Genomic DNA, 26,689 nt, shown 5'->3' with positions numbered 1-26,689 from the left:
AATTCAACTTTGTGGGAGCGAATTTATTCGCGAATGAATTCGCTCCTACAGCGTTGGTTAGTTACCCTTTCCCCTTGGTCCGCGTCATGTGCGGCCCGCTGTTCTTCTCCAGATACTCGATGATCATGCCGGCCACGTCCTTGCTGGTCGTCACTTCGATACCTTCCAGCCCCGGCGACGAGTTCACTTCCATCACCAGCGGACCATGGTTGGAGCGCAGGATGTCCACGCCCGCGACACTCAGGCCCATGACCTTGGCGGCGCGAAGGGCGGTCATGCGTTCCTGCGGGGTGATCTTGATCAGGCTGGCGCTGCCGCCACGGTGCAGGTTGGAACGGAACTCCCCCGGCTTGGCCTGACGCTTCATCGAAGCGATGACCTTGTCGCCGACCACGAAGCAGCGGATATCCGCGCCACCCGCTTCCTTTATGTACTCCTGAACCATGATGTCCTGCTTGAGGCCCATGAACGCCTCGATCACCGACTCGGCGGCTGTGGCTGTTTCACACAGCACGACGCCGATCCCCTGGGTGCCTTCGAGTACCTTGATGACCAGCGGTGCGCCGTTGACCATCTGGATCAGGTCGGGAATATCGTCCGGCGAGTGGGCAAAACCGGTAACCGGCAGGCCGATGCCACGGCGCGACAGCAATTGCAGCGAGCGCAGCTTGTCCCGGGAGCGGGCAATGGCCACCGACTCATTGAGCGGGAACACGCCCATCATTTCGAACTGGCGCAACACCGCGCAGCCATAGAACGTTACCGAAGCGCCGATGCGCGGGATGACCGCATCGAAGCCTTCCAGCGGCTTGCCGCGATAGTGGATCTGCGGCTTGTGGCTGGCGATGTTCATATAGGCGCGCAGGGTGTCGATCACCACCATCTCGTGGCCACGCTCGATACCAGCTTCGACCAGACGACGGGTGGAATACAGACGCGGATTACGCGAAAGCACAGCGATCTTCATGCAGCACCTGAGGAAGTAGAGGCCGGGAACACCGGCTTTTCTTGAACGTAAGTAATGCCCGGATTGACCACCAGCTGGCCGTCGATCAAGGCGTTTGAACCCAATAGCAGTCGATAGCGCATCGACTTGCGGCAGGCCAGGGTGAATTCCACTGGCCAGACGCGATCACCCAGGGCCAGCGTGGTGCGGATCACATAGCGAACCTGCGCCTGGCCATTGGAGCTTTTGATCGTTTTCATGGCGACCAGTTGGGCCTCGCATCGGCGATGACGCAACTGCACCACGGTGCCCAGATGAGCATTGAAACGAACCCATTTCTGGCCGTCGCGTTCAAAAGGTTCGATCTCGGTGGCATGCAGACTTGAAGTGCTTGCACCGGTATCGATTTTTGCTCGCAGGCCCGCTACTCCCAGATCGGGTAGCGCCACCCACTCACGCAGGCCGACAACTGTCAGATGATCGAATGTCTTCAATGCGATTCCATATGATTCAAGACGTCTTCCAGACACCAGGATCAACCTGGGCCAGTGCTTTGAACGCAGGCTTGGCGAACCAGTAGCCTTGCATCAGGAAAATTCCGCAGTCAGCGAGGAAGTCCCGTTCTTCGGCGTGTTCGATGCCTTCGGCGATCACTGTAACGCCCAACTCCGCACACATTGTGACAACACCACGAACGATAGCCTGACGCGCCCGATCACGGTGGACGTTGCGAATCAAATCCATGTCGAGTTTTATCAGGTCGGGCTGGAAATTCGCCAGAAGCGTCAGCCCGGCATGGCCGGCGCCGAAATCGTCGATGGCGGTCATGAAACCGAATTCGCGATATTCGCGCAAAATATTACTCAAATGGCCATCGTTATTTACATGCTCGGTTTCCAGCGTTTCGAATATGAGGTTCTCAAGCGGGAAGTTGTGCTGGCGTGCGGCTTCCAGGGTGGTGCGGATGCACAGCTCGGGACGGTACACGGCATTGGGCAGGAAGTTGATCGATAAACGCTCGGTCATTCCCAGTTGGGCCGCGCCCGCGATGGCCTTGGTGCGACAGCCCTGATCGAAGCGGTAGCGGTTGGTGTCCGTGACCTTGTCGAGGACCGAATAGGCACCCTCGCCATTGGGGCCTCTGACCAGTGCTTCATGCGCAAATACCGACTGGTCGCGCAGGTCCACGATCGGCTGGTAGGCAAACTCGAACGAGAAGTCCAGTTCCGGGCTGCCGGTGCAGCCTTCACAGCCCTTTCGGGGTGCGGTCAATGAGGTCGGGAACTCTGTCATGTCGCTCTTCCATGCTGAGGTTGGGAATAAATTCGCACTGACCGGCTTTGACACGCAAGGATTGATTGCTTCATGTTCGACAGGGCGCAGGGAGTGTACGTAGACCGGCGACTGCATGCAGTCACTTTCTATACTGAACCCGATAGTTCTGACTGTTTCACGAGTGAGGAATTCACATGGCAAAAAAGACTGAAGAAGACGATGACAAGGTTCGTCTGGACAAATGGCTGTGGGCGGCGCGTTTCTTCAAGACCCGGGCGCTGGCAAAGGCTGCTATAGAAAGCGGCAAGGTGCATTGCCGTGGCGAGCGTTGCAAGCCGGGCAAGGAGCCTCATATCGGTGACGAGATTCTGGTACGCACCGGTTTCGATGAGCGCACGGTCGTGGTTGAGGCGTTGTCCATCGTGCGGCGCGGCGCGCCCGAGGCGCAAACCCTGTATCGCGAAACACCCGACAGCATCGCAAAACGCGAACACGCAGCCGCACAACGCAAGGCGGGCAACCTGAGCGTGACCACCGACGGGCGACCGACCAAGAAGCAGCGTCGCCAGCTTTTCGAGTTTCACGGCAGCAATCACGGCGACTGAAACTGTGCGCCAGTAATCAGCACGAATCGCCATCCGGCTTGGAAGAGCGCTCCGTAGCCCATAAAATGCCCAGCAACGGTATGGCAGAGTGCATCCATGGATGCCTGACACTGCCATCAATTGTCATTCCTTCAGATACCTTCTTCTTATGCATGATTTACCGGACATCGACTTCACCCAGCGCTTCATCTTTGACGAAAGCGACGTTCGTGGAGAACTGGTCGCGCTGGAGCGCAGTTACGCCGAAGTGCTTGCCAAGCACCCCTACCCGGAGCCGGTCGCGCAACTGCTCGGCGAGCTGATGGCCGCTGCTGCCTTGCTGGTGGGGACACTGAAATTCGACGGCTTGCTGATTCTGCAGGCGCGCTCCAGCGGCGCTGTGCCGCTGCTGATGGTCGAGTGCTCCAGCGAGCGGGAATTGCGCGGCATTGCCCGTTATGACGAATCCCTGATCGCTCCGGGTGCCGGCCTGCAAGACCTGATGCCGGAAGGTTCGTTGACCCTGACCGTGGACCCCAAGAAGGGCAAGCGTTATCAGGGCATCGTGGCTCTGGACGGCGTCGACCTCTCGGAAAGCCTCTCCAGCTACTTCGTGATGTCCGAGCAGCTTGGTACCCGCTTCTGGCTCAAGGCCGACGGACATCGCGCCCGTGGTCTATTGTTGCAACAGCTTCCCGTGGCACAGATCACCGACCCCGAAGAGCGCGACGCCAGCTGGGAACATGTCATCACCCTGGCCAGCACCCTGTCGGCCGAGGAATTGCTGGGCCTGGACAACCAGACCATCCTGCATCGCCTGTACCACGAAGACCCGGTTCGCCTGTTCGATATCCAGCCGATCTGCTTCCGTTGCAGTTGCTCGCGTGAGCGTTCTGCCAATGCGCTGGTCAGCCTGGGTCTGGAGGATGCACAGCAACTGGTTCAGGAGCATGCCGGCGCGATCGAGATCGACTGCCAGTTCTGCAATGAGCGCTATTTGTTCGATGCCGCTGACGTCGCCCAGCTGTTTGCTGGCGGTGGTGTCGATTCTCCATCTGACACGCGCCACTAATCGCCAGAGAAACTGTCTCAGAACATCGTGTGGGCGGTTGTAATGCGGTTCTGACAGGAGGGTCCTACCATTTTTGGGCTTTTCTGGCATAATCCCGCCCACTTTTCCGCTGTAGTAGTGGTTGTTTTTTTACTACAAAACCGTTTGAAGCACTCGGCCACTGGCCGACGGGGACCCTGATGACGCAAGCAAACAACGCTGTGTACACCGATCTGAGCATCGACGAACTGGTCAAGGAAGCCCTTGCCCGTGGTGAAGGCGAGCTTTCCGACACCGGCGCGCTGGTTGTGCAAACAGGCCATCGCACTGGCCGCTCGCCAGCCGATCGTTTCATCGTTGAAGAGCCGAGCACTCAGGACGCAATCGCCTGGGGCACGATCAACCGCAAGTTCCCGGCTGACAAATTTGATGCTCTGTGGGACCGCGTTGCGGCCTATCTGAGCGAGCGCGAGCGTTTCGTTTCCCACGTTCATGTAGGTTCCGATCCTGCGCACTACCTGCCAGTCAAGATGACCACCGAGACTGCATGGCACAACCTGTTTGGCCGTTGCCTGTTCATCAACCCTGAGCAGTACAACCCGGCCGAGAAGGACCAGTGGCAGATCCAGAACGCCCCATGGTTCGTCTGCGAGCCAGAGCGCGACGGCACCAACTCCGACGGCACCGTCATCATCAACTTCGCCGCCAAGAAAGTGCTGATCGCTGGCATGCGCTACGCTGGCGAAATGAAGAAAGCCCTGTTCTCGGTCCAGAACTTCCTGCTGCCAGCAGTCGATGTTCTGCCGATGCACTGTGCGGCCAACATGGGCGAAGAGGGCGACGTGACCCTGTTCTTCGGCCTGTCCGGCACTGGCAAGACCACCCTGTCCGCTGACGAAAGCCGTTACCTGATCGGTGACGACGAACACGGCTGGGGCGTGGGCGTTGTGTTCAACATCGAAGGCGGTTGCTATGCCAAGTGCATCGACCTGTCCGAGAAGAACGAGCCTGTCATCTGGAAAGCCATCCAGCACGGCGCCGTACTGGAAAACGTCGTTCTGGACCCGGTCACCAAGAAAGCCGACTACGCCGACGACAGCCTGACCCAGAACAGCCGCGCAGCTTATCCGCGTGAACTGATCGAAAAACGCGCACCGCTGAACCTGGGCGGCGAGCCAAACGCCGTGATCTTCCTGACCTGCGACCTGACCGGCGTCCTGCCACCTGTGTCGATCCTCAGCGAAGAACAGGCTGCCTACCACTTCCTGTCGGGTTACACCGCACTGGTCGGCTCCACTGAAATGGGTTCGGGCGCTGGCATCAAGTCCACCTTCTCCACCTGCTTCGGCGCACCGTTCTTCCCGCGTCCGGCTGGCGAATACGCAGAGCTGCTGATCAAGCGCATCCGCGGCTTCGGCTCCAAGGTCTACCTGGTCAACACCGGCTGGACCGGCGGCGGCTACGGCGTCGGCAAACGCTTCAACATCCCGACCACTCGTGGCGTGATTGCAGCGATCCAGAGCGGCGCGTTGATCGGCGCAGAAACCGAGCACCTGGACACCATCAACCTCGACGTACCGAAGTCGGTACCGGGCGTTGAAACCGGTCTGCTGAACCCACGCAACACCTGGGCTGACAAAGCTGCCTACGACGAGGCCGCCAAAGGCCTGGCTGGTCTGTTCATCGAGAACTTCAAGAAGTTCGACGTGAGCGACGCCATCAAGGCTGCTGGTCCGAAGTTGTAATTCGGGTCAGTTGCACAAAAAACCGCCCTTCGGGGCGGTTTTTTATTTGGGGCTGCGGCGTGAAGTGAGTTTCCGTGGGAGGGAGCTTGCTCGCGACGGGGCCGGTGAAGTCAGCACACATTTCAGCGCCCGAAGATCGCTTCGCGGCTAAAGCCACTCCTACTCGGTTTGCGGTGATTCTGTGGATACCTGTATTGCCCCGTCGCGAGCAAGCTCCCTCCCATGAGGGTTTGGCTCAAGAAATGTGACGATTTCGAAAGACTCGTCCGTATCTTCTGCGTGAAACTTCCCTGACAATCCAGCCCCGCTTGTGCCTGCCAAATACGGGAACTAGGCTGCGTTCCTTCGCTGACAAATCAGCGATCGGGTGTGGAAACCTGTTCTTTTCTGTAGGCGCACAAGCGTCACCAAGTTGCTTGCCGGATATGTAATCGGCGAGTGCACTATGGCGGCTATGTGCGGGCAGACTTCGGTCTGGCCGGGTGCCTACAGCCTGGTTTTCCACCCCGTTCATAGCTGCCACCTTTTGTCGTGTGGAAACGTTAAGGGATGGCTCCGGAATGTGTAGGAGTTTCATCATGCTCAAAGCAACCCCCGAACCCATCTGAAGCCTTCGCGAATGAATTGGCTCCCACAACATCAACGCAAACCGTGTAGGAGCGGCTTTAGCCGCGAAGCGATTTTTCAGGCGCTGAAATATGTGCTGACTTCACTGCCCTGTCGCGAGCAAGCTCCCTCCCACGAGGGTTTTTGGCTCAAGAAATGTGACGATTTCGAAAGACTCGTCCGTATCTTCTGCGTGAAACTTCCCTGACAATCCAACCCCGCTTGTGCCTGCCAAATCCGGGAACTAGGCTGCGTTCCTTCGCTGACAAATCAGCGATCGGGTGTGAGAACCCGTTTGTTTGGGTAATGAGCAGTCAATTGTTCGTCGTCTTTCGGCGCGCTCTATGGCGGCTGTGTACGGGCAGACTTCGGTCTGGCCGGGTCCCTGCACCGGTTTCTCACCCTGTACACAGTTGCCACCCTTTGTCGTGTGAGAACGATAAAAGCTGGCTCCCATTCAGCGCAGGGAGAAATCGAAATGCTAAAAGTAACCCCCGAACCCATCAAACTCGAAGAAACCCTCCTGCGGGTTTTCGACCTCTTGCGCAGTGCTTCGGCTGCGGCCTATGAAACCGGTGACCAGCTCAGTGGCCAGAAACGTGATCTGGCGTATTCGGTGATCTATCTGGTGGAAATGGCTCATGCGCTGGTTGAGCGTTCGCTAAACAAGATTGAGGTGACCTGAGGCCTTCGCGAATGAATTCGCTCCTGCAGCGCCGGGTAGGAGCGACTTCAGTCGCGAAGCTCTTCAACTGCCAAGGCTTAAATCGCGCCTCAGGGCCTCGACGCAGAAGTCTACAAAGGCGCGCACCTTGGATGATCCACGGCGACCTTCCAGATAGATCACATGCACGGGCTCCGGGGCAATTTCAAAGGCTTCCAGCACGCATTGGATGCTCCCATTCTGCAGGTGCTCACGTACCTGGTACGACGACACCTGAGTCAGCCCCCAGTTTTGCATCATTGCGCTGATGGCTGCGTTGAAGGACGTCAGGCGAAGTCTTGAAGCAACGTCTACTGAATGGTCGCGTCCATCGACCCGGAAAGCCCATTTGGCTGAGCGTTCGGAAGCTGATGTTGAAATGGTTGAATGCAGCCGCAGATCGTCAGGGTGTTGCGGGGTGCCATGCGCCGATAGATAGGCTGTGGATGCACAAACCATGCGGCGTAAGCTGCCGACAGGAATAGCCGTCAGTGATGAATCGGGCAGGGCACCGATTCGTATGGCTACGTCGATGCCTTCATCCAGCATGTGGACGACTCTATCCACCAGGATGGCGCGAATGTCTACGGTGGGGTGCTTTTCAAGAAAGCGAGTCAGCACCGGCGTGACGTGCAATGCGCCAAACATCTGTGGTGCTGTGATCGTCAGTAGCCCACTGGGATTGGCGTGGACGCCTGCCGCTGCGCTTTGCGCCTCCTCAAGGTCTGCAAGCAAGCGACGACAGTCCATCGCAAAACGCTGTCCTGCTTCCGTAAGGCGCAGGCTGCGGGTTGTGCGCACGACCAGCAGAACTCCCAGGCGGCTTTCCAGTTGAGCGATTGCACGAGTCACCGTGGCGGTAGAAAGACCGAAATGGCGAGCCACGCTGGCGAAGCTGGATTGCTCCGCCACAGCGGAGAAAAGGGTCATTTCCTGAATTCGGTCCATAGGTTTCCTGTCGGTATTGCAGTCTCTGCAACAGTGAATTGACGTACGTGGTCATTCTCTGCGAATTACGCAATGCCTAGTATGGACCTCAATTCCATTCTGTTGAGGTTTAACCATGAACCATTCCAACTCCCGGACGGGCAGTGACACGCTGGATGTCAGCCGGCGCAAAATCCTCATGGCATCGGCAGTGGGTGCTGCTTCGGCGCTTGTCGTTTCGGCGGCAGGTGCTGCCGGAGCTACCGCTCAAGGTTCTGCTTCCAGAAAAAGCGCTTTGCCCGTTGATGATGCCTTCCGTATTACGTTCAAAACACAAAAGGTTGGCGAGGTCGAGGTGTTCTATCGCGAAGCCGGCCCCAAGGATGCGCCGGTGTTGTTGCTGTTGCACGGCTTCCCGACATCCAGCCACATGTTCCGTAACCTGATGCCGTTGCTGGCAAGTCAGTACCGCGTGATCGCGCCAGACCTGCCAGGTTTCGGTAACACCAAAGCACCACCGCGCGGTCAGTTTGATTACACCTTTGAAAACCTCTACAAGGTAATCGAAGGCTTTACCCAGGCTCTGGATCTGAAGAAATACAGCCTCTACATTTTCGATTACGGCGCGCCCACAGGCCTGCGTCTTGCCGTCGCCAATCCTGAAAAAGTCACGGCCATCATCAGTCAGAACGGAAATGCCTACATGGAAGGCTTCAGCGATCAATGGGGGGCTTGGCAATCCTATTGGCGCGAACCGACGGCGGCCAATCGTGAGGCATGCCGTGCTTCGTTATCGCCGGAAACGATCCGTGACTGGCAATATGGAACGGGCTCCGATCCGAGAAAACTGTCACCGGACGGCTATAACCTGGACATCCTTTACATGGCGCGGCCGGGCGCGGAAGAGATTCAGCTCGATCTGATACTCGACTATCGTAGCAACGTGGCAGCCTATCCGGCATTTCAGCAGTATTTGCGCAAACACCAGCCGCCATTGCTGGCTGTCTGGGGCAAGCATGATCCGGCCTTTATCCCGCCAGGAGCCGAGGCGTATCGTAAGGATATTCCGACTGCCGAAGTTCATCTTCTGGACGCAGGACACTTCGCTCTGGAAACCCACGCTCCGGAGGTTGCCGGGTACATTCGCGATTTCCTTTCACGAAAGCTGAAAGCCTGACACGCCGCAATAACAGGGCTCACCCCAACGGATTGAACCCTTCACCTGCGCTGCAATAACGTTGCTGCGCAGCCTTGCTTGAGCCGGCATGGCTTCGGTCCCATTGCCGGCTCCAGCTTTTGCATTGCTCTCTGAAATACACCTTCGCGCCTTTTCGGCATTCGCGGTATTCGATCGAGCCTCTGGGCCAGTTGGTGCAGACGCTGCTGCCTTCGATGCGGTTGTCGGTAATGCTCCAGACCGCCCGGTAGGTGCGCTTTTTATCCCATTGGTTCACAGTCGCCCATTCGACGCTTTCCACGCTGGCGCGTCCGGCTTGTGGCGCTTGCTGGTCGGCCATGTATTGCGCCATGAACCTGTCGGACACCATGCCCTGGGCCTCATGGTTTTGGGTCGCCCGGGGGAACTGTCCAAAGCGGCAGGTTGCAACGGCTTCGTCGATGAGATTGTCCGGGCCTATGCAATCGGCCAGCGGTTGAGGGCGTTGTGAGGTTTGAGCGGGCGCGGTAGAGGCAGTGGTCTGCGTGACCTTGTGAATCGGGGGCGAGGCGGAATTGTTCGCGATCAGCCGCAAGACACCGCTGTAATAGAGTACGCCGTAGCTGCTCAGGGCCATGAATATGAGCAAGGCCAACAGGTTGCGGTAGAACGTCGAAAAGTTCGATGAGTGGCGTCGCACGTAATGCGCCGCGTCTTCCTCATTGGCACTGAAGTGCTCGTATGAGTTGCGTTTTTCTTGCATGGCATCCATTCACATAGTTGCGCGTCCCGTGCGCTGAGTCGAGAGCGTAAACGGGATGGATGCCGTTTGCCAGCGTTAGCTAACGTTCACTACATGAAACGGGGACAGGCAATGTGCTTGTACACGTGATTGCCTGCTCAGACTTCTTTACTGTCCGATACGTTGACTGCGCTGTTCTTCCCGCTATTGAAAATATCCAGAGCCGAACTGTCGCCCGCTGTCAGGTTGGCCACATAGTTACTGGGGTATTGTGCTTTTTCTATCGGCGGCAGGTCGTTGTAATGCGCGAGCATTTCGACCAGTGTGTTGGTGCTCTTGCCGGTTTCGTTGTATTCGTCTACGTATTGTTTGGCAATAGCCCTTTTCCATACTTGCTCACGGTCGTGGTTTTCGGAAAATGCTGCATTTCGCTCGTTGATGGTGTAATCACCACTTTCATCGTAAATGACTAATCGCAACTGATCCTGGGACAAGCTGGCAAAAGGGTTTGAGCCAGTACCATTCATGAATTGTGTCGCTTGCTTGGCTCTTTCCAGCAGTTCGGGATCATCGGTATCCGGAACTTCGGCATCGTGAATCTTTCGGTTATCCGAGTATTCGGGGCCAACAAGTTTATAAATGATGCTGGTGGCCAATTTCCCCAGCTCTTTGCTGCCCAGTGTCGAGTCGCGAGATTCGGCGCGAGCGGCACTGTCATTCAGCTGTTTGGCCAAGGTTGAAAGTGTTGCAGTGTCCGAATTTTCTGTTTTTGAAGACAGTGCTTTCGGATCGACACTGGCCGTGGCCACGGAAGCCGTTTTTGCGACGGTCTTGATCGTGTTGCTGGCAAGAAAAGACGAGATGGAGTTGGTATCGATCATATGTGCTTCCTCGCAGCGGTGATCCTGTCCATGGTTCTATCGCCACTGTGTCGGCATGAGAGGAGCAAGCTTTAGTTTTTGTCGCAGGAGCGTGTGCATCAGGCACTGATGCACACGTGTACAGGCTTATTTCATTGTGAATTCAGCAGACCAGGCGTAAGTGGACAGGTTGGTGACGCTAGAGGTTGCTGTGCAGACGGCGCCGCCGCTAGGCGTCGCTGTACGGGTCCATTTCGGGACTTTCACGCCACCTGTTGAAATGGCGTTGATGAAGGTTGTTGAGAATACACAGACCTTTGTTCCGATGGCGTAGCGAACGCTGGCATAGCCTGAGTCTGGCAAAGCGGTTTGAACAACATAGGTGTCAGAGCCGCCGGCAGCGACAACGGCATCGATCGTCTCCTTGGCGTTCAACTGGGTCGATCGCTCATTGGTAGAAACAACCTTGTATTCCGCAGCAGCCGTTCCCAGATTCTTGAACGTCACAGTAACCGGTGGACCCGCCTGTGCGGTTGCAGCGACAGTCATTGTGGCCAGTGCAAGAGAGGACAACAGCAGTTTTGAAAATTTCATAGCAGTAAAGCTCCTTGAGTAAAAGTGTCAACTTCTTGTTGTTTTTGCGTATGAAAATAAAGCGATGGCCCGCCGTCATGCCGGGTTTTCATATGTTTCAGGTATGGATTCAGAGACGAGAAGAGTGCGGGGTAACCAGCGGGCAATAAAACATGCACATTTCCCTGTGCCGATACTGATACGAATACTCAGCATCACTCTATCCACGGCAGGGTTTGTATCATGGGCAATACAAAAGCGGTAGCCGATAAAATAATTTTCTGAAGAAATAAAGTAATAAGTCTTTTTGTTTCAGAAGTGTTGCAGCGCCCTTCAAGAAAGTGAAGAGCGCCTGTTTTCAATGTCAGGTCACTGCATAAAACTTGCGTACATACACAGTACTGGTCCATTTGCATGGTGCGCCCTGGGCGACGAATACGGTATCGCCCGGCTTTACGCTCAGGGTCGGGCCGTTGTCCAGTTGCAGGTCAACGCTGCCTTCGATCAGGTGCATCAGTTCGTGGATCTTGTGCGGGCGTGCGAAGCGTTCGTAAGGGGTCGAGTCCCAGACGCCGATGCGCAAGGTGCTGGCTGTATCTTCAAAGATGTTGTTGCTGCGACATTGCGGGGCTGTGCCGATCAGGATGCCGGCTTCCGGTGGCGATGACGGCGTGAGCGGGGCGTAACGCTCGATCAGGGTGATGCCGGGCTTGTCCGGGCCGCTCGCCTGGGTTGCGGCGCAAAAGGCCCAGATGCTGTGTGGCTGTGCCTCAATGCGCAGGTCGGTACCGCGCCCGATCACGGCGCTTTCTCCAGGGCTGACGGTGATGCTGGTTTGCCCCGAGCGCAAAGTGATTGCGCCACGGTGTACCACCAGCATTTCGGTGTAGGGGTAATGCTTCATGCTTAACGATTCGCCGAGGTTCACCAGGCCGGCAGCAATGCCCTGGTCATCGATGAAGGCGATGCGGCGCTGGCTGGCGAACGGGTCGTTTGGGCTCAACGGGCCGGAGGTGAATTCGGTGTCGACAGGGGTGTTATCGGCATGGGCCAGCAACAAGGCGGTTGGGTGTGACATGTGCGCTGAATCTCCTGGAATCTAGCCGATGGCCTGAGTGATAAGGGCAAACTGACGAACACCCTGTGACGGTTGCGGTACGGCACCCATGCTCATGCAGGTCACGCTGTCCACGCGCTTGAGGCCGGCTTCTTCCAGCCATTGCGGCAGGCCGCTGTCCACCGGAATATCGATGCGCACAAAGGCATAAGGCACCTTGGCCAGCAGTTGTTCGATGAGGTGTCTGGCTTGCTCGACGTCTTCGGCGATCAGCGGGCCGATGCACAGGCCGCGACCAAAAGGCCGCATGATGGCGAAGGCTTGAAGCTGGCCGTCACGTTCGATGCCCACGGCATGTTCGACATTGTTGAGCGCATCGCCCAGGGTGACGGTGCGATCCAGGCCGCTGCCGGCATTGGCCAGTTCCAGCACGCGAGGCTTGTCTGCATCGCTCAGCGGGCGGCAGTGTTCGCCTGCTTTCAATGGGGTTACGGACGGTACTTGCGCCTGCCCCTGACGTTGCTCGACTTCGCCAAAACTGACAAAGCCCATCTTGGCGTACAACGGCGCGCCAGCCAGTGTCGCGTTGAGGATGGCGGTACGCGGTGCGACGCTGCCCACGGCCATTTCCATCAGCTTGCGGCCCACGCCTTTGCCTTGATAGTCGTCGCTGACAATCACCAGCCCGATGGTGGAATAGTCGCCCTGATGGCAGGCAAAGGCGCTGCCGATCAGCCTGCCGTTATGGATCGCCACAAAGCCCTGGGCGACACGTTGCAGCATGGCCCAGTCTTCCAGCCGGTGCGGCCATTTCAGGTCAAGGGACAGGGTGTGGGCATGACCGACATCGTCGGCGGTCATGGGGCGATATTCATAGTCGATGCGTTGTTGAGCGAGCATGAGGTATCTCCGTGAAAAGCTATAAAAGTCTGCGGCAGGCTTGCTGTATCCCACCTGTGAGCAAGGGTGACAAGAGGGGTGCAAGCATTCGGCAGATTCAATAATCGCGAGCGCTCCAGACCGCAGTTACTTCTTAAACGGGGTAAAAGGTCGGCAGCAAATGCTTGCGGTTTTTTTCTAGCATGGACACCTCGCTTGTCATTGGCTGGAGTCCTTCATGGATAGCTTCGATCCTCGTGTTATTGCTGTGCGCAGCGCTCATTTCATTGCCGGCCAATACCGCGATGCGCAATCGGGTATGGCGGTGTCCCGTCCCTCCGATGGCCAGGTCTATGCAGAGCTGCCGATTGCCGATGCCGCGCTGGTGGACGAAGCCGTGAGCGATGCCTGGCAGGCGTTCAAGCGCAGCGACTGGGCCAGTCGTCCGCCTCGTGAACGTGCCCGGGTCATGCGTCGCTGGGCCGACCTGATCGAAGCCGATGGCGCGGTGTTGGGGCCTCTGGAAGCGGTGGGTTCTACACGTCCGCACAAGGATGTATTGGCCTGGGACATTCCTTATGTGGCCGAAGGCATTCGTTTCTTCGCCGAGCTGGCGGACAAGCACGGCGGGGAAGTTGCAGCTACCCAGACGGATCGACTGGGCATGCAGATTGCCGAGCCTTACGGTGTGATCGCAGCCATCGCGCCGTGGAATTTCCCGCTGAGCATGGCTTCATGGAAAGTCGCGCCCGCGCTGGCAGCAGGTAATGCCGTGGTGCTCAAGCCTTCGGAGCTGACGCCGTTTTCGGCTTTGCGTTATGCCGAGCTGGCGGTGAAGGCCGGGATTCCTGCGGGCATCTTCAACGTGGTGCAGGGTGATGGCCGCACCACTGGCGATGGCTTGTGTCGGCATCCGCTTGTCTCGAAAGTGACCTTCACCGGATCGACAGCGACCGGGTCGAGCATCATGTCCACCTGCGCACTGGTCGGTCCCAAGCCGGTGACGCTGGAGCTGGGCGGCAAAAGCCCGCAACTGGTGTTTGCCGATATTCCGGATATCGCCAAGACAGCCCGCACCGTTGCACTGGCCATTACCGGCAACGCCGGGCAGGTCTGTGTGTCGGGTTCGCGACTGATTATCGAGCGCTCGATCATGGCGCCTTTCGTCGAGCATCTGCAGGCGTACTTCAAGGAGCTGCGCCCCGGCCCGACCTGGTCGCCAGACAGCACGCTGACACCGATCATTTCTCGCCAGCAGGCCATGCGCATCGACAACATCGTGCAACGCTCCCGCGAGGCGGGTGCCGAGGTGTTGACCGGTGGCGGATTGTTCGAAGGCTTGGGCGGCGCCTATTACCAGCCCACTCTGCTGACAGGGCTGGACAACCGGAACCCGGCCGTTTGTGAAGAAGTCTTCGGGCCGGTGCTGACCATTCAGGCTTTCGATGACGAAGAGCAGGCCTTGAGCCTGGCCGAGCACGACACCTACGGGCTGGCGGCCGGGCTGCACACGGCGGACCTGAACCGTGCCTTGCGCCTGATTCGTCGCCTGGAGGCCGGGACGGTGTGGGTGAACCGTTATGGCCGCAGCAACGATTACATTCTGCCCACCGGAGGCTACAAGCGTTCCGGGATCGGCAAGGATCTGGGCAAGGAGGCGTTCGAGGCCAACCTGCGTTTCAAGAGTGTGCTGATCGATATCGGCTGATCTTTTCAAGGTCTGTCAGGCGGGCGCTTCCTCTAGTAGGAAGCGCCCGTTTTTTTTCGCGAATGAATTCGCACACAAGGGCAGACGCGGGCCCAGTGGGAGCGAATTCATTCGCGAAGAACCCCAAACGCAGTTTCTGCGGCGCAAACCCCCGTGTTTGAGCGACAGCGCCCCGAAAAGGGTCATAAAAGCGCCTGAAACCGGGGTTTGCCCAAGGCTGGAGCGCCCCGCAAAGTCTGCTGAGCGCGCACCTTAAAACGGTGCTTTCTATCAAGCAGCCAGCACTTTTAACGCCATATGCTGATTTCACGGTGTTGTAATGAGGGTGTGCTTCAGCGTGCATCAACGATCGTTTCGACCGGGTTGATTGCGCGTCTTGCCATGACCTCAACGAACTTCAGGACCGCACAAAATGAGCTTTCTTCGACCAAAATTCATTACGTTCGACTGCTACGGCACCTTGACCAACTTCCACATGGGCACCATGACCCGCGAGCTGTTCGCCGACCGTGTACCTGCCGAGCAGATGGATCAGTTCGTGAAAGACTTTTCGGCCTATCGCCTGGATCAGGTCATGGGTGAGTGGATGCCGTATGACGAAATCCTGAAGGTCGCTCTGGCACGTACCTGCAAGCGCTGGAACGTTGAATACCGTGGCGAAGGCCAGCTCTATTACGACGCCGTTCCCACCTGGGGCCCGCATGCCGATGTACCTGCCGGCCTGTCGAAAATCGCCGACAAGATCCCGCTGGTGATTTTCTCCAACGCCAGCGACAGCCAGATCATGTCCAACGTCGACAAGCTCGGCGCGCCTTTCTACAAGGTGTTCACCGCCGAACAGGCTCAGGTCTACAAACCGCGTCTGGCAGCGTTCGAGTTCATGCTCGACAACCTCGGCTGTGGCCCGGAAGACATTTTGCATGTGTCTTCGAGTTTCCGTTACGACCTGTTTTCAGCCCATGACATGAAGATCAGGAACAAGGCATTTGTGGCCCGAGGCCACGAACAGCCGGCCAACAGTTTCTATGAGTATCACCAGATCCCGGACATCGGCGGTCTGGCCGGGCTGGTCGGTCTGTAAAGGCGGCGTGTTCAAGGTGCTTTCCATCAAGCGACAAGGAGAACGAGATGCACAGTGAGTCCTACTGGCTCGATACTGCTCCGGCCTTTACCGGTGCCTGCGAAGGTGCTGTGGAAGGGCAGGCAGATGTGGTGATTGTCGGGGGCGGTTTTACCGGACTTGCGGCAGCTCGTGCCTTGGCCTTGAAAGGCGCCAGTGTTGTGGTTCTGGAAGCGGGCCGTGTGATCGGCGAAGCGTCCGGCCGCAATGGCGGGCAATGCAATACCGGCGTTGCCCAGGACTATGCCTCGTTGAGCCAGAGCCTGGGTGCCGGGCAGGCCCGCGAGTATTACAAGGCTTATGAAAGCGCGGTGCAGAGCGTTGTCGATGTGATCGAGCAGGAGAGCATCGCCTGTGACATCAAGCGCAACGGCAAGCTCAAGCTGGCCGCCAAGCCCGGTCATTACGAAGGGCTGGCCCGCACCTGCGAGCTGATCCGGCGTGAAGTGGATGCCGATGTCGAGTTGCTCTCGGCTCAGGACGTGCGCGCTGAGATCGATTCTGACGAGTTTCATGGCGGCCTGTTGCAGCGCAACGGCGTGCAGATTCATGTGGGTCGTTTTGGCGTGGGGCTGGCCGATGCGGCGGTGCGCCATGGCGCTCGCGTCTATCAGGACGCTCTGGTCAAGGACTGGAAGGCCCGCGGCAACGGCTTTGTAGTCAACACCTCCAAGGGTTCGATACAGGCCGGGCAAGTGTTGCTGGCCACGGGCGCTTGCCAGCACGGCGGGCTGGGCTGGTATCGGCGCCGGATCGTTCCGGTGGGCAGTTTCGTGATTGCCACTGAAGTGCTGCCTCAGGAACTGATCAACCGTCTGTTCCCCAACCAGCGTGCCTATGTCACCAGCCGTTTGATCGGCAACTATTTCCGTCTTACGCCTGATAACCGTTTGCTGTTTGGCGGTCGTGCGCGCTTTGCAATGTCCAACAGCAGCTCGGATGCCAAGAGCGGCAAGGTGCTGCAGGCGGCCATGGTGCAGATGTTCCCGCAACTGGCCCACGTGAAGATCGATTACTGCTGGGGCGGGCTGGTGGACATGACCTCCGACCGTCTGCCCCGTGCAGGCGAGCATGACGGGGTTTTCTACTCGATGGGCTACAGCGGCCATGGCGTGCAGATGTCGGTGCACATGGGCCAGATCATGGCGCAAGTCATGGAAGGCAAGGCACAGGCCAACCCCTGGCGCGACCTGAGCTGGCCAGCGATTCCCGGCCATTTTGGTAAACCGTGGTTCCTGCCGCTGGTGGGAGCGTATTACCGCTATCAGGACAGTCGCTACTGAGTTTTTGTTTCACCGTCGTCGCGTGTGCTTAAAGGACGCTCCGGTCAACCGTGAGCAACTCGGACATTCCCTTTTTCGACAGGTAGAACTGATATGGCTGACAAGAAAAATGATTCCCCGTTGATTTCCGGCCAGGACAGCCTGCGGGTTTTCGAGGGACTCAACCGCGGTCTGTCGCGCCGCGATGCATTGCGCATGCTGGGTGTCGCCGGTGTCATGGCGGCAGGCTCCAGCAGCCTGTTCGGTGCGGCGGGGAAAGTGTTTGCCGATGACGATGCGGCGCCTGTGAAAGGCAAGCCGGGCGGACGCATTCGTGTGGCAGGCATGTCCAGCTCCACGGCCGATACCCTCGACCCGGCCAAGGGCGCGCTGTCCACCGACTATGTTCGCCACTTCATGTTCTACAACGGCCTGACCCGTTTCGACAGCCATCTGGTGCCGCATCCGGAGCTGGCCGAAAAGATCGAAAACAGCAACGCAACGGTGTGGACCATCACCTTGCGCAAGGACGTCACCTTCCACAACGGCAAGCCGCTGAGCGCCGCCGATGTGGTGTTCTCCCTGTCGCGCCACAAGGATCCGGTGACCGGCTCGAAAGTCATGCCGCTGATGGCGCAGTTCTCCGAGATCAAGGCGACCGGCCCGCTGGAGGTCCAGATCACCCTGAGTTCTCCCAACGCCGAGCTGCCGTCGATCTTGGCGGTGTCGCATCTGTTGATCGTGCCCGAAGGCACCACCGATTTCAGCAAGGGCATCGGCACCGGCCCGTTCACGGTCAAGGAGTTCACGCCGGGCGTGCGTTCCGTCAGCGCCCGCAACCCGAACTACTGGAAACCGGGCCTGCCGTATCTGGACGAGATCGAGTTCATTGCCATCGGCGACGAGCCATCGCGGGTCAATGCCCTGCTGTCCGGCGACGTGCACATGATCAACGAGGTCAACCCGCGCTCCACCACCCGCATTGCCGCCAGCGCCGGTCACCGGGTCGTGGATGCGCCGTCGGGCAACTACACCGACCTGATCATTCGCCAGGACCAGATGCCCGGCAAGAGCCCGGAATTCACCGAGGCCATGAAGTACCTGCTGGATCGCGAGCAGGTCAAGTCGGCGGTCTTCCGTGGTTACGCACGAGTGGGTAACGATCACCCGATTGCGCCCGGTTCGCGCTACTTCAATGCCGACCTGCCGCAGCGTCAGTACGACCCGGAAAAAGCCAAGTTCCTGCTCAAGAAAGCCGGGCTGGAAAAGATCACCATGCCGGTGGCGGCATCGCCGGCTGCAACCGGTTCGGTGGACATTGCCGTGCTGCTGCAACAGTCGGCCAAACAGGCCGGCCTGACCCTCAACGTCAACCGTCTGCCCAGCGATGGCTACTGGTCCAACCACTGGATGAAGCATCCGCTGAGCTTCGGCAACATCAACCCGCGCCCGAATGCCGACGTGATCTTTTCGCAGTTCTTCCAGTCATCCGCGCCGTGGAACGAGTCGGCCTGGAAGAACGACCAGTTCGACCAGTTGCTGATGCTGGCCCGTGGCGAAACCGACGACGAGAAGCGCGGCAAGATGTATGGCGACATGCAGGCGCTGGTCAGTCAGCACTGCGGCATCGGCATCCCGGTGTTCATCAGCAATATCGACGGCGTGGACAAGCGTATCCAGGGTTACTCCAGCAACCCGCTGGGCGGCTTCATGGGGTACATGTTCAGCGAGCAGGTGTGGCTGGACGCGTGACAACGGCTGTGGACTGATGCGGGAGCAGGCAGATGAATAGCAACACATTCTGGCTGATCGTCCAGCGCCTGGGCGCTGCGATCGTGACCTTGTTGATTGTTTCCGTGGTGGTGTTCGCCATTACGGCAGTGTTGCCCGGCGACGCGGCGCAAGCCGCCCTCGGGCAGTTCGCGACCCCTGAACAGGTTGCGGCCCTGCGCATCAAGCTGGGTCTGGATCAGCCGGGTGTGGTGCGTTACCTGCAATGGCTGATGAACCTGCTGGGCGGCAACATGGGTGAGTCGGTGTCCAACGCCATGCCGGTGACCGACCTGATCGCCGGGCGTTTCCCCAACACCCTGATGCTGGCGGCCACCACCGCGCTGGTGTCGGTGCCGGTTGCCTTGGCACTGGGCATCGGCTCGGCCATGGGCCGGGGCGGTCGTCTGGACAGCGCCCTGAGTTTCATCACCCTGGCGCTGGTGGCGGTGCCCGAGTTTCTGGTGGCGACCCTGGCAGTGCTGATCTTTGCCGTGAACCTGGGCTGGCTGTCGGCGTTGTCCTACGCCAGCGATGTCAGCTCGCCGCTGCAATTCATCCGCACGTATGCCTTGCCGGTGATGACCCTGTGTTGCGTCATCGTCGCCCAGATGGCGCGCATGACCCGCGCTGCCGTCATTGACCAGCTCGATAGCCCTTACGTCGAGATGGCCCGGCTCAAGGGTGTGAGCCCCACGCGCATCGTGCTGCAACATGCCTTGCCCAACGCCATCGGGCCGATTGCCAATGCCGTGGCATTGAGCCTTTCCTACCTGCTGGGTGGCGTGGTGATTGTCGAAACCATCTTCAACTATCCCGGCATCGCCAGCCTCATGGTCGATGCCGTAACCAACCGGGACATGGCGCTGGTGCAAGCCTGCACCATGCTGTTCTGCTCGGCTTATCTGGGGTTGGTGTTGCTGGCCGACCTGTGTGCAATCCTTTCCAATCCGAGGCTGAGAACCCAATGAGAGACGTCATTGTGAAGTCGACGCCAGCCGCGCCGGACCTGGCGCTGGGCAAGATATCCCACGGCCCTTCCTGGCTGGGCCTGATTGGCGCGGCGATGTGTTTCCTGTGGCTGCTGGTCGCGCTGTTTGGCCCATGGCTGGCGCCGTATTCGGTGGGAGAAGTGGTTTCCGACAACGTGTTCGATGCCATCAGTGCCACGCATCTGTTCGGCACCGATTATCTGGGCCGTGACATGCTCAGTCGGGTGCTGGTCGGTGCGCGTTTCACCATTGGCCTGGCTCTGGTTGCCGCGATACTCGCCAGCAGTATCGGCACTTTCTTCGCGCTGATTTCAGTGGTTGCGCCCAAATGGCTGGACGAAGTCATCAGCCGTCTCATGGATGCCTTTATCTCGATCCCCAGCAAGATGCTTGCGCTGATCATGGTGTCGGCCTTCGGTTCGTCCATCACTCTGCTGATCTGCACGGCGGTCCTGAGTTTCATGCCCGGCGCCTTTCGCATTGCGCGCAGCCTGGCAGTGAATATCGAGGCGCTGGAGTACGTGCAGGTGGCTCGTACTCGTGGAGAAAGCCGCCTCTACATCGCCTGCCACGAAATCCTGCCCAACATGCTCAACCCGGTGATGACCGACCTGGGTCTGCGCTTCGGTTTCATCGTGCTGCTGCTCAGCGGCATGAGTTTTCTGGGGCTGGGCGTGCAGCCGCCGGATGCCGACCTGGGTTCGCTGGTGCGTGAGAACATCGGCGGGCTCAATCAGGGCGCTCCTGCCATCGTGATTCCGGCACTGGCCATCGGCACGCTGACCATCGGGGTCAATCTCTTCATCGACCGGCTGTCATCAAGCCGTAGTCGCCGCTCGGGAGGTCGATGAGATGAGTGAATTGATAAGGGTGCAAGACCTGCGCGTGGTTGCCAGCGGCGACCGTGGCGAAACCGAGATCGTCAAAGGCGTGAGTTTCGCACTGGAAAAAGGCGAAGTGCTGGCGTTGATCGGCGAGTCCGGTTCCGGCAAGACCACCATCGCCCTGGCGCTGCTGGGCTATGCGCGACGCGGCTGCCGTCTGGCCAGCGGTGTGGTGCAGATTGGCGAACACGACATGCTCAGCCTGCCGGAAAGCCAATTGCAGGGTTTGCGCGGCAATCGGGTGTCCTACATCGCGCAAAGTGCTGCCGCCGCTTTCAACCCGGCCAAACGGCTGATCGATCAAGTGATCGAAGGCGCGCTGATTCACGGCCTGGGCAACCGGGCGGCGCTGGAAGCCAAGGCTGTCGAGCTGTTCCGCGATCTGGCACTGCCCAACCCGGAGCAGATCGGCCAGCGTTATCCGCATCAGGTGTCGGGTGGTCAGTTGCAGCGGGTCATGGCGGCCATGGCGCTGATCAGCGACCCTTTGCTGGTGATTCTCGACGAACCCACCACGGCGCTGGACGTGACCACTCAGATCGACGTGCTTCGCGCGTTCAAGCGCGTGGTGCGCGAGCGGGGCGCGACGGCGGTGTATGTCTCCCATGACCTGGCGGTCGTGGCGCAGATGGCCGATCAGATCGTTGTGCTCAATGGCGGGCAGATCATCGAGAAAAGCAGCACCTCGGCACTGCTCAAAGGTCCCGAAGAAGCCTACACCCGCAGCCTGCTGGCCGCGGCCCGACCGGATGCAACCCTGAGCCCGCCCGACGATGTGGCAAGTGACCGTGTGCTGCTGACCATCAAGGGCATGACCGCCGGTTACGGCAAGAAGAACCTGCAAGGCATGCCGATGATTCGCGTGCTCGAAGACATCGACCTGACCATTCGCCGTGGCCAGGCCATCGGCGTGATCGGTGAGTCCGGTTCGGGCAAGTCGACCCTGGCGCGTGTGGTCGCCGGTTTGCTGGACCCGGCACGGGGCAGCCTGGTATTCGATGGTGCCGAACTGTCCGGCACCCTTGCCGGGCGTACGCCAGACCAGTTCCGCCGTATCCAGATGGTGTTCCAGAATGCCGATACGGCACTCAACCCGATGCACAGCGTCAGCACCATCCTGGCCCGGCCTTTGAAAATGTACTTCGGCCTCAAGGGTCAGGCCTTGCGCCAGCGTATCGATGAGCTGATGGATCTGGTGCGCCTGCCCCGTGAGCTGGCCGAGCGCCGCCCCAACGAACTGTCCGGTGGCCAGAAACAGCGTATCAACCTGGCCCGCGCCCTGGCGGCCAAGCCGGACCTGATCCTCTGCGATGAAGTGACCTCGGCGCTGGATACCGTGGTCGGCGCAGCGATTCTTGAACTCTTGGGCGACCTGCGGCGCGAGCTGGGGGTTTCTTACCTGTTCATCAGCCATGACATTTCCACCGTACGCGCCCTGTGCGACGACATTGTGGTGATGTACAGCGGCCACAAGGTCGAGGAGGGCAGTTGCGAATCCTTCAGCAAGGCGCCTTTCCATCCTTACACGGACTTGCTGGTGAGTTCGGTGCCGGAGTTGCGTCAGGGCTGGCTGGAAGGTTGTTCTTCCAATTGCGGCAAGCTGCCGCCGACCAGCGCCCCGGCCCGTGATACCGAGCTGTGTACCTTCCTCAATCGCTGCCCGGTCCGTATCGAGGGGTTGTGCAACAAGACCGCGCCGGGTCGCCGTCAGATCGGTGGTGGCAGCGAAATCCTTTGTCATCGTGAAAGCGCCGAACTGCAGGGCGCACAAGAGAACCTGAATAACGTGACCGTGGGAGCCTATGCATGAAAGGGCGTTTCGTAAGGTTGGGCGAGCGTGATCGGCCCACTGTCAGCCTCAAAGTCGATGGTCAGTCCGTCGAAGCCTTGCAGGGCGACACCCTGATGGTCGCCTTGCTGACCCAGGGCGCAGCCTTGCGCCAGTCCGAATTCGATCCGGGACGTCGGGCCGGTTTCTGCCTGATGGGCGCCTGCCAGGATTGCTGGGTATGGACCCGCAGCGGCGAACGCCTGCGCGCCTGCTCCAATGAAGTCCGCGACGGGCTGGATATCGTCACTACACAACCGGAGGCGACATGGCCACTTCACGGTTAGGCGTTGCAGACCCCAAGGCTGCCAGGGTCGTCATCATCGGTGCCGGGCCTGCGGGCACCCGTTGTGCCGAGACGCTGCTGGCGGCGGGCCTCAAGCCGATTCTGATCGATGAGAACCGCCGTGACGGCGGGCAGATCTACCGACGTCAGCCCGAAGGTTTCAAGCGTGACTATTCGGCGCTGTATGGCACCGAAGCGCCCAAGGCCCGTGCGCTGCATGAAAGCTTCGACCGCCTGCGCTCAAAGATCGACTATCGGCCCGACACTTTGGCCTGGAACCTGACCCCAGGCCAGTTGTGCTGTGTCAGCCAAGGGCTGCATACCGTGCAGGATTTCGATGCGCTGATTCTGTGTACCGGTGCCACCGACCGGTTGATGCCCATCAAGGGCTGGCAACTGGCGGGGACATACAGCCTGGGCGGCGCGCAGATTGCCCTCAAGGCGCAGTCGGTATCCATCGGCAGCCAGGTCGTGTTCATGGGCAGCGGCCCGTTGCTGTATCTGGTCGCCAGCCAGTACGTGAAAGCGGGTGCCGACGTGGCGGCAGTACTCGATACATCGCCCTTCAGCAAGCGAATCGGCGCACTGCCCAAACTGCTGGCGCGTCCGGGGTTGCTGTTCAACGGCATGAAACTGCTGGCTCAGCTCTATAGCGCCAAGGTGCCGGTACACATGGGCGTTCAGCCTGAACAGATTCTGGGTGATGAACAGCAAGGCGTCAGTGGGGTGCGGGTTCGTCTGGCCAATGGTTCGTCCCTGACGGTCGACTGCGATGCCCTGGCCCTTGGGTATCACCTGCGTCCTGAAACGCAGCTGGCCGACCTTGCAGGTTGCCAGTTGCGTTTCGATAAGGATTCCGGCCAATGGCTGCTGGCTGTCGATGACGAAGGCCGGACCTCGGTCAAAGGTGTTTACGCCGCTGGCGATGGAGCGAAGATTCGCGGTGCCGACGCTGCCGAGCAGGCGGGACGTCTGGCGGCCCTGGCCGTGTTGCAGGATCTGGATATACCGGTGGATCCGGGGCGTCAGGCCCAGGTGCGCAAGGACCTTGAGGTCATGGATCGTTTCCGTGTCGGGTTGACCGAAGCCTTTCCATGGCCCGCTGCCCAGGCCGCGGCCTTGCCTGACGATGCGATTGTCTGCCGCTGCGAGATGATCAGCGCGGGCGAACTGCGGGGCGTCGTGCGCCAGAAAGGCGCCTGCGAGGTCAACCGCGCCAAGGCGTTCAGCCGGGTCGGCATGGGGCGCTGTCAGGGACGTTATTGCTCACAGGCGGGCGCTGAAGTGATTGCTGCCGCTGCGAGCGTGCCGGTCGAACAGGTCGGGCGGCAGCGCGGGCAGGCGCCGGTCAAACCCTTGTCCATGCTCACAGATGAGGTGGTGTCATGAAGCAGCCGAAAGTCGATGTGCTGATCATTGGTGGCGGGATCATGGGGTCGTCTTCGGCCTTCTTCCTGCGCCAGCGTGGCCAGTCGGTAACCTTGCTGGAGCGCGACATGATCGGCCAGTACGCCAGTGGCGTTAACTTTGGCAACGTCCGTCGTCAGGGCCGTTTTCTCGGTCAACTGGAGCTGGCTAACCGCTCGTGGGGTTTGTGGAAGCGCTTGCCGGAACTGATTGACGACGATCTGGAGTTCATTCCTTCAGGGCACATGCGGGTCTGCTACCGCGAAGATGAAATCCCGGAACTGGAAGCCTATGCCGCCGCCCCCGAAGCCCGGCAGCTGGATCTGCAGGTCTACAGTGGCAAAGAGCTGCATGAGCGTTTCCCGTTTCTTGGGCCTGATGTGAAGGGCGGCTCCTACGCGCCTCACGACGGTCACGCCAACCCGCGTCTGGCCGCACCGGCCTTTGCCCGTGCCGCGATTCGGGCCGGCGCGCGGATCGAGGAGCGCACCGAGGTCGCCCACGTGCAAAAGGTCGGTGGCGAATTTGAAGTCACCACCACCGATGGCCGGATCTTTACCGCCGACAACCTGCTGATCACTGCAGGCGCCTGGGGTCAGAAGCTGTCCGAGCAGTTCGGCGAACCGGTTCCACTGGACACCCACGGGCCGCAAATGGCGGTGACCGAGCCTGTGCCTTACGCGCTGCCGACGGTGATTGGCGTTTACACAAAGATTGCCCACGAAGTGATCTATTTCCGGCAGATCCCGCGGGGCAACATCATCATTGGCGGTGGCTTTCGCAGCAAACCGGACATGATCAACCGGCGCGCCTATGTCGAGCCGCGCAGCATCATCAATCAGGTGCAGCAGATGCGCCGGTTGCTGCCCGGTGTGGGCAACCTGAACATCATTCGGGTGTGGAGCGGCATCGAAGGCTATACGCCGGATTCGCTGCCGGTCATGGGGCGTAGCGGCGCGGTTGATGGCCTGTTTTATGCCTTCGGCTTCTGCGGGCACGGCTTCCAGCTTGGTCCGGGGGTTGGAGATGTGATGGCCGAGCTGATCAGCACCGGTAGCACCACCACGTCCATCAGCCCATTCGACATCCGTCGTTTCGCCATGGCCAACGAGCAAGCGAGTAAAGCCTCATGACGCCCCGTGCACTGGAAATCCTCAAGCGCCTGATTGCTTTCGATACGGTGTCGTCGGAGTCGAACATGGCGCTGATCGAATACGTTCGCGACCTGCTGGCGGGCAAGGGCATCGAGTCGTTGATCGTCAAGGACGAAACCGGCAAGAAGGCCAACCTGTTTGCCAGCACCGGTCCACGGCAACAACCGGGTGTTTTGCTGTCCGGCCATACCGACGTGGTGCCTGCTGCCGGTCAGGCCTGGACCGTGCCGCCGTTTGAAGCGACGCTACGCGACGGGCGCATTTATGGCCGTGGCACCTGCGACATGAAGGGCTTCATTGCCCTGGCCATCGACGCCATGCTCGATGCGGCGGACATGACCCTCAGCCGTCCGCTGCAACTGGCGCTGTCCCACGACGAAGAGATTGGCTGCGTCGGCGTGCGGCGCTTGCTGGACGTGCTGCATCTGGCGCCGTTACGACCCTTTCTATGCGTGGTCGGTGAGCCGACCCTGATGCAGTTCGCCATCGGCCATAAGGGCAAGAGTTCCTATCGCACCTACTGCCGTGGCCAGGAAGCGCATTCCTCCCTGGCGCCTCGTGCGGTCAACGCGATTCATCTGGCCAGCGATTTCATTGCCGAGCTGCGCAAGAGCCAGGCACTGGTCGAGCAGCAGGGCGCGCGGGACGAAGGCTATGACATTCCTTACAGCACCGTGCATATCGGTCGTATCGACGGTGGCAAGGCGCTGAATATCGTGCCAAACCTCTGCACCCTGGAGTTCGAGTACCGCAACCTGCCAGGGGATGATCCCGATCTGCTGCTGGCGCAATTGCGTGAGCGCGCCGAAGTGCTGGTGCGCGAGGCCCGGCAATTGTCCGGCGTGGCGGACATCGAAATTGAAATCATGAACGAGTACCCCGCGCTGGAAACACACCCCAGCGTCGAGGCCGTGCGCCTGCTGCATGCCTTCGCCGAGCCTGGGACGCAGCACATCAAGGTTTCCTATGGCACCGAAGGCGGCCTGTTCGCCGGACGTCTCAATGTGCCGGTGGTGGTCTGCGGGCCGGGTTCCATCGAGCAGGCCCACAAACCCGACGAGTTTATCGAGGTCAGCCAGATGACCGCTGGCGAGCGTTTCCTGCAGAGTCTGCTGGGTTCGTTGCGGCAGTAGAGGCTGCCGTGGGGCGGCGAATTTCAGCATCCGACGCTGCT

The 26,689-nt window shown here is 59.5% G+C and carries 25 protein-coding genes; 16 read left to right on the top strand and 9 right to left on the bottom strand.

What is annotated here, in order from left to right:
- Positions 1-61: 61 nt before the first annotated feature.
- The 3 genes from rimK to rimA are packed head-to-tail and all read right to left on the bottom strand — an operon-like array spanning position 62 to position 2,239.
- Positions 62-967: a 30S ribosomal protein S6--L-glutamate ligase gene (gene rimK / locus KQP88_RS23935; RefSeq protein WP_025262428.1), complete on the bottom strand. Its 906-nt coding sequence runs from the start codon at positions 965-967 to the stop codon at positions 62-64.
- Complete coding sequence (rimB, locus tag KQP88_RS23930; protein ID WP_025262427.1) at positions 964-1,440, bottom strand: retropepsin-like aspartic endopeptidase RimB; 477 nt, start codon at positions 1,438-1,440, stop codon at positions 964-966. The genes rimK and rimB overlap by 4 nt, the downstream gene beginning before the upstream one ends.
- Before the next feature lie 16 nt (positions 1,441-1,456).
- On the bottom strand, positions 1,457-2,239 hold the full coding sequence (gene rimA / locus KQP88_RS23925; RefSeq protein ID WP_216704366.1) for a S6 modification regulatory phosphodiesterase RimA: 783 nt from the start codon (positions 2,237-2,239) through the stop codon (positions 1,457-1,459).
- Between the two features lie 176 nt (positions 2,240-2,415).
- Here rimA and KQP88_RS23920 point away from each other — a divergent pair, with 176 nt between their 5' ends.
- From KQP88_RS23920 to KQP88_RS23905, 4 genes are all read left to right on the top strand, one after another.
- Positions 2,416-2,826, top strand: a complete 411-nt coding sequence (locus KQP88_RS23920; RefSeq protein ID WP_025262425.1) for an RNA-binding S4 domain-containing protein — start codon at positions 2,416-2,418, stop codon at positions 2,824-2,826.
- A gap of 148 nt (positions 2,827-2,974) precedes the next feature.
- Positions 2,975-3,877 (top strand): Hsp33 family molecular chaperone HslO, encoded by a 903-nt coding sequence (gene hslO / locus KQP88_RS23915; RefSeq protein WP_216704365.1) that lies wholly within the window; start codon positions 2,975-2,977, stop codon positions 3,875-3,877.
- Between the two features lie 179 nt (positions 3,878-4,056).
- A complete protein-coding gene (locus KQP88_RS23910; protein WP_200986523.1) occupies positions 4,057-5,601 on the top strand; it encodes a phosphoenolpyruvate carboxykinase in 1,545 nt (514 codons plus the stop codon).
- Positions 5,602-6,685: 1,084 nt separating this feature from the next.
- The gene (locus KQP88_RS23905) at positions 6,686-6,892 is read left to right on the top strand and encodes a DUF6124 family protein (protein WP_216704364.1); all 207 of its coding nucleotides are present in this window, start codon (positions 6,686-6,688) and stop codon (positions 6,890-6,892) included.
- Positions 6,893-6,955: 63 nt separating this feature from the next.
- Here the strand turns inward: KQP88_RS23905 and KQP88_RS23900 are convergent, their stop codons facing one another.
- Positions 6,956-7,858, bottom strand: a complete 903-nt coding sequence (locus KQP88_RS23900) for a LysR substrate-binding domain-containing protein (protein WP_216704363.1) — start codon at positions 7,856-7,858, stop codon at positions 6,956-6,958.
- 274 nt (positions 7,859-8,132) lie between these two features.
- On the opposite strand from KQP88_RS23900, the gene KQP88_RS23895 reads away from it, so the two are divergent.
- Entirely contained in the window at positions 8,133-9,014 is an 882-nt protein-coding gene (locus KQP88_RS23895) for an alpha/beta fold hydrolase (RefSeq protein WP_025262420.1), read from the top strand.
- A gap of 19 nt (positions 9,015-9,033) precedes the next feature.
- On the opposite strand, the gene KQP88_RS23890 is transcribed toward KQP88_RS23895, so the two are convergent.
- From KQP88_RS23890 to KQP88_RS23870, 5 genes are all read right to left on the bottom strand, one after another.
- Complete coding sequence (locus KQP88_RS23890; RefSeq protein ID WP_216706036.1) at positions 9,034-9,630, bottom strand: hypothetical protein; 597 nt, start codon at positions 9,628-9,630, stop codon at positions 9,034-9,036.
- A 263-nt stretch (positions 9,631-9,893) separates the two neighbouring features.
- Complete coding sequence (locus tag KQP88_RS23885) at positions 9,894-10,616, bottom strand: hypothetical protein (protein WP_216704362.1); 723 nt, start codon at positions 10,614-10,616, stop codon at positions 9,894-9,896.
- A 126-nt stretch (positions 10,617-10,742) separates the two neighbouring features.
- Entirely contained in the window at positions 10,743-11,189 is a 447-nt protein-coding gene (locus KQP88_RS23880; RefSeq protein ID WP_200986522.1) for a hypothetical protein, read from the bottom strand.
- Positions 11,190-11,532: 343 nt separating this feature from the next.
- Complete coding sequence (locus KQP88_RS23875) at positions 11,533-12,246, bottom strand: cupin domain-containing protein (protein WP_216704361.1); 714 nt, start codon at positions 12,244-12,246, stop codon at positions 11,533-11,535.
- A 21-nt stretch (positions 12,247-12,267) separates the two neighbouring features.
- Positions 12,268-13,125 (bottom strand): GNAT family N-acetyltransferase, encoded by an 858-nt coding sequence (locus KQP88_RS23870; RefSeq protein WP_216704360.1) that lies wholly within the window; start codon positions 13,123-13,125, stop codon positions 12,268-12,270.
- A 217-nt stretch (positions 13,126-13,342) separates the two neighbouring features.
- Here KQP88_RS23870 and KQP88_RS23865 point away from each other — a divergent pair, with 217 nt between their 5' ends.
- The 11 genes from KQP88_RS23865 to argE all read left to right on the top strand — a co-directional run bounded on the left by KQP88_RS23865 (position 13,343) and on the right by argE (position 26,648).
- Positions 13,343-14,812, top strand: coding sequence for an aldehyde dehydrogenase family protein (locus KQP88_RS23865; protein WP_216704359.1), 1,470 nt, complete (start codon positions 13,343-13,345; stop codon positions 14,810-14,812).
- 412 nt (positions 14,813-15,224) lie between these two features.
- The gene (locus KQP88_RS23860; protein WP_216704358.1) at positions 15,225-15,893 is read left to right on the top strand and encodes a haloacid dehalogenase type II; all 669 of its coding nucleotides are present in this window, start codon (positions 15,225-15,227) and stop codon (positions 15,891-15,893) included.
- Positions 15,894-15,940: 47 nt separating this feature from the next.
- The gene (locus KQP88_RS23855) at positions 15,941-17,215 is read left to right on the top strand and encodes an NAD(P)/FAD-dependent oxidoreductase (protein ID WP_216704357.1); all 1,275 of its coding nucleotides are present in this window, start codon (positions 15,941-15,943) and stop codon (positions 17,213-17,215) included.
- A 93-nt stretch (positions 17,216-17,308) separates the two neighbouring features.
- Positions 17,309-18,946: an ABC transporter substrate-binding protein gene (locus KQP88_RS23850; protein ID WP_200993799.1), complete on the top strand. Its 1,638-nt coding sequence runs from the start codon at positions 17,309-17,311 to the stop codon at positions 18,944-18,946.
- Between the two features lie 32 nt (positions 18,947-18,978).
- A complete protein-coding gene (locus KQP88_RS23845; protein WP_025262410.1) occupies positions 18,979-19,935 on the top strand; it encodes an ABC transporter permease in 957 nt (318 codons plus the stop codon).
- Positions 19,932-20,807 carry an ABC transporter permease gene (locus tag KQP88_RS23840; RefSeq protein ID WP_216704356.1) on the top strand — a complete coding sequence of 292 codons (876 nt, stop codon included), beginning with the start codon at positions 19,932-19,934 and terminating at the stop codon, positions 20,805-20,807. Before KQP88_RS23845 ends, KQP88_RS23840 begins: the two co-directional genes overlap by 4 nt.
- Position 20,808: 1 nt before the next feature.
- Positions 20,809-22,650 (top strand): ABC transporter ATP-binding protein, encoded by a 1,842-nt coding sequence (locus KQP88_RS23835; protein WP_200993797.1) that lies wholly within the window; start codon positions 20,809-20,811, stop codon positions 22,648-22,650.
- Positions 22,647-22,955, top strand: coding sequence for a (2Fe-2S)-binding protein (locus KQP88_RS23830; protein WP_216704355.1), 309 nt, complete (start codon positions 22,647-22,649; stop codon positions 22,953-22,955). Before KQP88_RS23835 ends, KQP88_RS23830 begins: the two co-directional genes overlap by 4 nt.
- Positions 22,937-24,343, top strand: coding sequence for an FAD/NAD(P)-dependent oxidoreductase (locus tag KQP88_RS23825; protein WP_216704354.1), 1,407 nt, complete (start codon positions 22,937-22,939; stop codon positions 24,341-24,343). Before KQP88_RS23830 ends, KQP88_RS23825 begins: the two co-directional genes overlap by 19 nt.
- Complete coding sequence (locus KQP88_RS23820) at positions 24,340-25,494, top strand: NAD(P)/FAD-dependent oxidoreductase (protein WP_216704353.1); 1,155 nt, start codon at positions 24,340-24,342, stop codon at positions 25,492-25,494. The genes KQP88_RS23825 and KQP88_RS23820 overlap by 4 nt, the downstream gene beginning before the upstream one ends.
- Positions 25,491-26,648 carry an acetylornithine deacetylase gene (gene argE / locus KQP88_RS23815; RefSeq protein WP_216704352.1) on the top strand — a complete coding sequence of 386 codons (1,158 nt, stop codon included), beginning with the start codon at positions 25,491-25,493 and terminating at the stop codon, positions 26,646-26,648. Before KQP88_RS23820 ends, argE begins: the two co-directional genes overlap by 4 nt.
- Positions 26,649-26,689: the final 41 nt, after the last annotated feature.

The sequence above is a fragment of the Pseudomonas lijiangensis genome (genome assembly GCF_018968705.1).
GTDB classification, from domain to species: domain Bacteria; phylum Pseudomonadota; class Gammaproteobacteria; order Pseudomonadales; family Pseudomonadaceae; genus Aquipseudomonas; species Aquipseudomonas lijiangensis.
This window is presented reverse-complemented; position numbering and strand designations above follow the sequence as displayed.